Below are 7134 nucleotides of genomic sequence, written 5' to 3' on the forward strand. Positions count from 1 at the left end.
AGTCTACTCACTCTAACTGTCTTTTAGCTTATTTTTCTTCAGTTTTTTCTTCTTTTGGTTTTTCAATCATTGCTTTACGAGAGGCATTCACTCGGCCTTGTTTGTCAATTTCAGTTACTTTAACTAAAATTTCATCGCCCATTTTAACCACATCTTCTACTTTATTTACTCTTTCATGAGCAAATTGAGAAATATGAACTAATGCATCTTTATTACCAAATAAGTTAACAAAAGCTCCGAATTTTTCAATACGAACCACTTTAGCTAAGTAAACTTCACCAAGTTCAACTTCTCTTACTAACTCTTTAATAATTTCGATTGTACGATTAATTTTTTCTTGATCTGAATGAGCAATACTTACATTACCATCTTGATCAATATCAATCTTAACTTCAGTTTCTTCGATAATTTTGTTGATGGTTTCTCCACCTTTACCGATAACTGTTTTGATTTTATCTGGTTTAATTTGAATCATTTCAATCTTAGGAGCATATTTGCTTAACTCTTTGTTTGGTTCAGCAATAGTTGCTGTTAAGTTAGCTAAAATTTCCATACGAGCTTTTTTAGCTTGTGCTAGTGCTTCTGTTAAAATTTGCTCTGTAATTCCTTCGATTTTAATATCCATTTGAAGAGCTGTAATACCTTCTTTTGTTCCTGCTACTTTAAAGTCCATATCACCTAGGTGGTCTTCCATGCCTTGGATATCTGTTAAAATTGTATAATTATCATCATCCATCACAAGTCCCATAGCAATTCCTGCTACTGGTGCTTTAATCGGTACACCGGCATGCATAAGAGCCAATGTTCCACCACAGATACTTGCTTGAGAAGAAGAACCATTTGATTCTAATACTTCTGAAACTAAACGAATCATGTAAGGGAAGTCTGCTTCACTTGGAATAACTTGAGCTAAAGCTCTTTCACCTAATGCCCCATGACCAATTTCACGACGACCTGGACCACGACTTGGACCAGTAGATCCTACTGAGAATTGAGGGAAATTATAATGATGGATAAATCTCTTACTTTCTTCAACGCCTAATCCATCAATAATTTGATGTTCACCAAGTGGTGCTAATGTACATGTTGTTAAAGCTTGTGTTTGTCCACGAGTGAAAAGTCCAGAACCATGAACGCGTGGTAAAATTCCGATTTCTGAATCTAGTGGTCTAATTTCATCAATTTTACGGCCATCAGGACGAACTTTATCAATGGTAATTAAACGACGAACTTCATTTTTTTCCATGTCTTCTAAAATTTGACGAACTTCCTTCATCCATTTAGCTAATTCAGCATCTTCTGCAAATTTTTCTTCGTAGAATGCTTTAATTTCTTCTTTTAACGCATCAATATTATCTTCACGTGCTAATTTTTCTTCTGTTTGAATAGCTTCAACCATACGAGTTTGGTAAGCATCATTGATTTCTTTTTCTAAATCAGTATCAATTTGTAATAAAGAAATCTCCATTTTTTCTTTGCCGATTTCTTTAGCGATTTCTTCTTGGAAAGCTACTAAACGTTTGATTTCAGCATGACCAAATAAAAGAGCACCTAACATATCTTCTTCAGATACTTCTTTAGCACCACTTTCAACCATGTTGATAGCTTCTTTTGTTCCGGCAACTGTTAATTCGATATCTGATGCTTCTAATTGTTCAATTGTCGGGTTAATCACATATTCACCGTTAACTCGGCCAACTTCAACACCTGCAATTGGGCCATTGAAAGGAATATCTGAAACACAAAGAGCTAATGAAGAACCTAACATTGCTGCCATTTGTGGTGGGCAATCTTGTTCAACACTCATAACAACGTTTGTAATTTGAACTTCATTTCTAAAGCCATCTGCAAACATTGGACGAATAGGACGGTCAATTAAACGAGCTGTTAACGTTGCTGTTTCACTTGGACGCGCTTCACGTTTAATGAATCCTCCTGGTACTTTACCAACAGCATACATTTTTTCATCGTAATTAACTGTTAATGGGAAAAAATCCACATCTTTTGCTTGTTTTGAAGCAACTGCAGCTGTTAAAACAACTGTGTCACCATATCTTACTAAAACTGCGCCATTGGCTTGTTTTGCTAATTGACCAATTTCAACTGATAAAGGACGTCCGCCCCAAGTTGTTTCGAATACTCTTTTTTCAGAACTCAACATTATTATTATCTCCTTATGTCACACCAATGAACGTTCTACTAAACAAATGTCAAAATTATAATGATAAAACTCTCACATTTGCATAGTAGTTTCACCTTCATCGTGTGCTTTTTTTTAAAAGAAAAGCGAGATCCAAACAAGACCTCACTTTTTCTTAAATGTTTAAAAATTAACGACGTAAACCTAAGCTCTTAATTAATTCACGGTAGCTTTGAACATCATTTTTACGTAAGTAAGCTAATAAATTACGACGGTGACCAATTTTTTTCATTAGTCCACGGTATGAATGATGATCTTTTTTGTGAATTTGAGCATGCTCATTTAATGCATTAATTTCAGCTGTTAAAACTGCGATTTGTACTTCTGGAGAACCAGTATCTCCTTCATGACGAGCGTACTCTTTGATGATTTCATTTTTGTGTTCTTTTGTAATTGCCATTTCTTTCACCTCTTCAATTTTTTCCCTACAACTGAGTAATTCGTTGGTGACTCGAATAACCTAGAAATAGGTCGTGATGTTTATCATCACACAATGGTACTTTACCTGATTTTTACGTTAAAAGCAAGGAATTATTGTGCTTTTTTTCCTTTTTTTATCAATAATTCTCTTTCTTTTTAGTTAAACAAATATTACAATTATTTGAGGAAGCTATGATAGAATATAATAATAGAAAGGAAGTGTATGTCACTTATGATTACAATGGATGATATTATTCGCGAAGGACATCCCACACTTCGTCAAATTGCAGAGGAAGTTCCTTTTCCTTTGTCTGAAGAAAACAGAGAATTAGGCGACAATATGCGAGAATTTTTAAAGAATAGTCAGGACCCTGAACTATCTGAAAAATATCAACTAAGAGGAGGCGTTGGTCTAGCTGCACCTCAATTAGACATTTCAAAACGTGTTATCGCAATTGAAATTCCTAATATGGAAGAAGAAGATGGAGAACCCTTCTTAAGTGAAGTGATGTATAATCCTAAAGTTTTAAGTCATTCCGTTCAGCAAGCTGCTATTGAAGAAGGAGAAGGTTGTTTATCTGTAGACCGTCATGTTCCTGGTCTTGTCATTAGAAACAATAAAATTTCAATTTCTTACTTTAACCAAGACGGAGAAAAGAGAAACATTCGTTTAAAAAATTATCCTGCTATAGTGGTTCAACACGAAATTGATCATTTAAATGGTATTATGTTTTATGATCATATTAATGAAGCTAACCCAAATTATGCACCAGACGATGTGTTACTTATTCAATAAAAAGCATAAGAAATTTTTTAAATAATTGGTTCATTTTACAGATTTGGCTATTCCAATATAGAATAGCCATTTTTTTATTTAATTAGCTTTTTTTATTGCTGTATAACTGTTTATATCAATGATTGTATTTATTTAATAAAAAAAGACAAAATCTTTTTTTCAAGATTTTGTCTTACTCTATTTTTAAAAAAATATTTTTATCTTGTTATTTTAAAATAAGCTTGTGCCCAAGCACCATAAAGAATACCCAGTGCGATAATTACAATTAACCACTTCATTTCATTTCCTGTTGTGATTAACACCAAATACCCGATTATCATGAAGGTTACAATGAAACTTAGACTAAAAGAAAGAAATACAAAGCCTTTTTTATGCCAAATTTCTCGCGTGTAAAAAAATTGGTACAATAAAATACCCAGTAGACCAAATCGCCAAATAATTCCTTTTCTCTCCATCTTAGTCACCTTTCTTTCATTAACTTATTGATGTACTATATTAACTTAAATTCTCGTAAAGCATGACAAATTCCGCCATCATTATTCGTTAATGTCACAAAGTCGCTCACTTCTTTTAGCTCATCGCGCCCATTTCCCATTGCAACACCAATCCCTGCATATTGAATCATTTCCATATCATTATTTCCATCACCAAACGCAATAATATCTTCGCGATTAAACCCGTACTGTTTAGCAACAACTTTTAATGTTTCTGCTTTAGAACCATTTTCTGGTAACACGTCTACTCCATATTCATGCCAACGAACAAATCGAAATTCAGGAAATTTGTCATTATAAGCTGACATTTTTTCTTCACTTAATAATGCCACAATTTGATAAACATCTTCCTTTTCATGGAAACTTACATCTATATCAGGTAAAGCCTGTCCAAAACTTTCCATCGCTAACTTGGTCTCTGGATGGAAATCTTTATTTCTAAGTTTTGTCTCCATTAGGCCGTTAAAAACCAAATCAATTTGATGCTCATCACTAACTTCAATTAACTTCAGCATTGATTCTTTATCTAGTGGGTTACTATAAATTTGTTTATTTTCTGCAAAAGCCACTGCTCCATTACTTAAAATACTGTGAGTAATGCCCGCTTCATCTAAAACACTTTTAGCAATCGGATAACTTCTACCTGTTGCTACCATTACCATATGGCCATTATTTTGTAGTCTCTTTATCGCTTCTGCTGTTTCATCCAACAATTGATGATCGTTTGTAATTAACGTGCCATCTATATCAAATACGACTAACTTTTTTGTCATGTTTTTCCTCCTAAGGTTTATAGACTAATTATAGCAAAAAAAACGAATTATTTCTTCAGAGCTTAGTTGTTTAAACGACTATTCAATAAAAAAATAAGCTTTCTGTTGCTTTTTTCTATATTATTAGAACCTAAATATTCAAAAGTAAAGCTTTTTTATCATTTACAGTCTATATATTCAGAAATAGGTATGTTAACATGGATTTGATGTGCAAATATAAAACGTATATCTACATGTTCGATTAAATAGGAGGGTAAAAATGAAAAAGAATACGGTTAAACTGACCGCGTTGTTACTTTTGCTATTTCCTAGCATAGTATTCGCTGATGAAGCAGTCATAACGTCCAGCCAATCACAAGAAGCTAGTATTACCGAAGAAACAACATTGTCTAGTGAAGAAGCTTTACCGGAAGCAACAGAATCAACGCAGACAAGTGACTCACTAGTTACAACTGAAACAAGCGACACTCAAGTTCAAAAAGCCATTAAGATGGATGAATCAAAAGAAACAGACGATATCATCAAAAAAGACGTTGAAAATAAATACGTTACTATTGTTAAATCAGATGGGAAGATTTGGCAAGAAATTAAAAAAGAAGCAAGTGGTACAACGGAGTCACTTATTAATCAAACTTTTTCTGTGAAAGAAATAGTGACAACAAAAGATGGCAATATTTATTTTCTTTTATATAGTAAAGAAAATAAAGCTATTGGGTATGTTGCAAAAGATACAGTAAAAGAAGCTGATGGAGCTCAAGGAATTTGGCAAAAAAATAATGAGTTTGTAACATTAAATAATCAATCAGTTGCAATTTACAAAAATTTTTCTTTCGACAAAAAAGATGCAGAAAAAGCAACTTTTGAAGAAACACTTCATTCTCAAGGTGTTTATCATCATTTTAACGGGAAAACCTATTACTCTATATACAATAACAAAGGAACTTGGCAAGGGTATGTAGAGAACAACGACGTTAGAATTGGTGATGGCAGACAAGGACCTTGGCTAGCCCTTGATAAGTATGTCGTTGTTTCAAAGAAAAATTATTCTATTTGGGGTAGTTTTAGTTGGAAAGAAAAAAATAATACTACAAACATAATGAATAAGACGGTTCATGCTCAAGGGTATTATCGTCACTTTAATGGCTCTATTTACTATTCATTATATGACGGTAACGGTGGATGGCTGGGCTACGTTAATAAAGATGCAGTCACTGAAACCTCAGGTAGACAGGGACCTTGGATAAAAACATCCAAATACGTGACTCTTCTTAATAAAAACTACCCTACTTACTCTAACTTTAATTGGCAAGTTCGCCATGAACCAGCGAGTTTATTAAATAAAACATTTAAAGTAACTGGTAGCTATGAACACTTAAACGGCTCAACGTACTATTCGCTATATGATGATAACAACAAATGGTTTGGCTATATCAATAAAAATGCCGTTAAAGAAGGTGATGGCAGGCAAGGTGCTTTCATCAATTCAAACAATTTTGCCTCAGTGACAAAAGAAAATTATGATGTTTGGCAAAATTTTAGTTGGAAAAAGAAAAAATCAAGTAAGAGCATCTTGAATGAAACTTTTCAGATAAAAGGCTATTATCAACATATAAATGGCTCAGTCTACTATTCTTTATACGATAATAAAGGGAGTTGGCACGGATACCTTAATTCAAATGCTGCAACAATAAGCGATGGTCGTCAGGGCGTTTATATCAGCGATGGTCGCACATTAAAAGTTGTCAGCGGCAATTATGATGTTTGGCAAAATTTTAATTGGGAAAAAAGAGCTAGTAGTCGCGATTATTTAAACCAAACATTTGTTATGAGAGGTAGATATCAACATTTTAATGGTTCTACCTACTATTCCATGTATGACACTAGCGGTAATTGGAAAGGCTATTTAAACGCTAATGCGACAGCTCTTCCAGTAACCTCTAGAGTGATTGATTCTGTCCCTTATGTCAGTCAATACACACCTGTTTTTGCCCCATGGGGATGTGCAGGAGCTTCTATGACAATGGCTTTACGTTCAAAAGGTGTTTCTGTTAATTTGAAATACGCCATGGACAATATGCCTATGTATCCGCAATATCCAGGTGGGCAAATAGGTAAAAACGTTTATACTGGAGAAGGATTTAAACGTGTGATTCAGCCAGATGAATTAACTAAATACATGAGACGTTGGTATTCTAAAGTTTATAACATCTCTGGTGCGTCATCACAAGTTATTACAAATCATATCTTAGACGGAAATCCTGTTTTGTATTATGGTTATTCATCTTATCAAAAAGATAGTGCTCGTAACCATGTCAAAGTTATTTTAGGATATAAAAATAACCGCTTTTTAATCTATGATCCACTCTATTTCAGCCAAACAGCTGGACCTGGCTCTGGAGGAAAACATCCTAAGTATGACCGAGGAGCAATGCACTGGTTACCTGTATCAGA

The 7134-nt window shown here is 33.8% G+C and carries 6 protein-coding genes; 2 read left to right on the plus strand and 4 right to left on the minus strand.

Going from position 1 to position 7134, the window contains the following annotated elements:
• Positions 1-28 precede the first annotated feature (28 nt).
• Positions 29-2161: a polyribonucleotide nucleotidyltransferase gene (pnp, locus tag RR554_RS09455; RefSeq protein ID WP_332463797.1), complete on the minus strand. Its 2133-nt coding sequence runs from the start codon at positions 2159-2161 to the stop codon at positions 29-31.
• A 169-nt stretch (positions 2162-2330) separates the two neighbouring features.
• Complete coding sequence (rpsO, locus tag RR554_RS09460; RefSeq protein ID WP_332463796.1) at positions 2331-2600, minus strand: 30S ribosomal protein S15; 270 nt, start codon at positions 2598-2600, stop codon at positions 2331-2333.
• Between the two features lie 252 nt (positions 2601-2852).
• Here rpsO and def point away from each other — a divergent pair, with 252 nt between their 5' ends.
• A complete protein-coding gene (def, locus tag RR554_RS09465) occupies positions 2853-3416 on the plus strand; it encodes a peptide deformylase (protein WP_332463810.1) in 564 nt (187 codons plus the stop codon).
• A gap of 197 nt (positions 3417-3613) precedes the next feature.
• On the opposite strand, the gene RR554_RS09470 is transcribed toward def, so the two are convergent.
• Both RR554_RS09470 and RR554_RS09475 read right to left on the minus strand, forming a co-directional pair.
• Entirely contained in the window at positions 3614-3871 is a 258-nt protein-coding gene (locus RR554_RS09470; protein ID WP_332463795.1) for a hypothetical protein, read from the minus strand.
• Positions 3872-3906: 35 nt separating this feature from the next.
• Complete coding sequence (locus RR554_RS09475) at positions 3907-4683, minus strand: HAD family hydrolase (RefSeq protein WP_332467896.1); 777 nt, start codon at positions 4681-4683, stop codon at positions 3907-3909.
• 259 nt (positions 4684-4942) lie between these two features.
• Here RR554_RS09475 and RR554_RS09480 point away from each other — a divergent pair.
• A partial coding sequence (locus RR554_RS09480; RefSeq protein WP_332467897.1) for a C39 family peptidase occupies positions 4943-7134 on the plus strand: 2192 nt, incomplete at its 3' end.

This window comes from Vagococcus sp. (assembly GCF_036639995.1).
In the GTDB taxonomy this organism is placed as follows: domain Bacteria; phylum Bacillota; class Bacilli; order Lactobacillales; family Vagococcaceae; genus Vagococcus.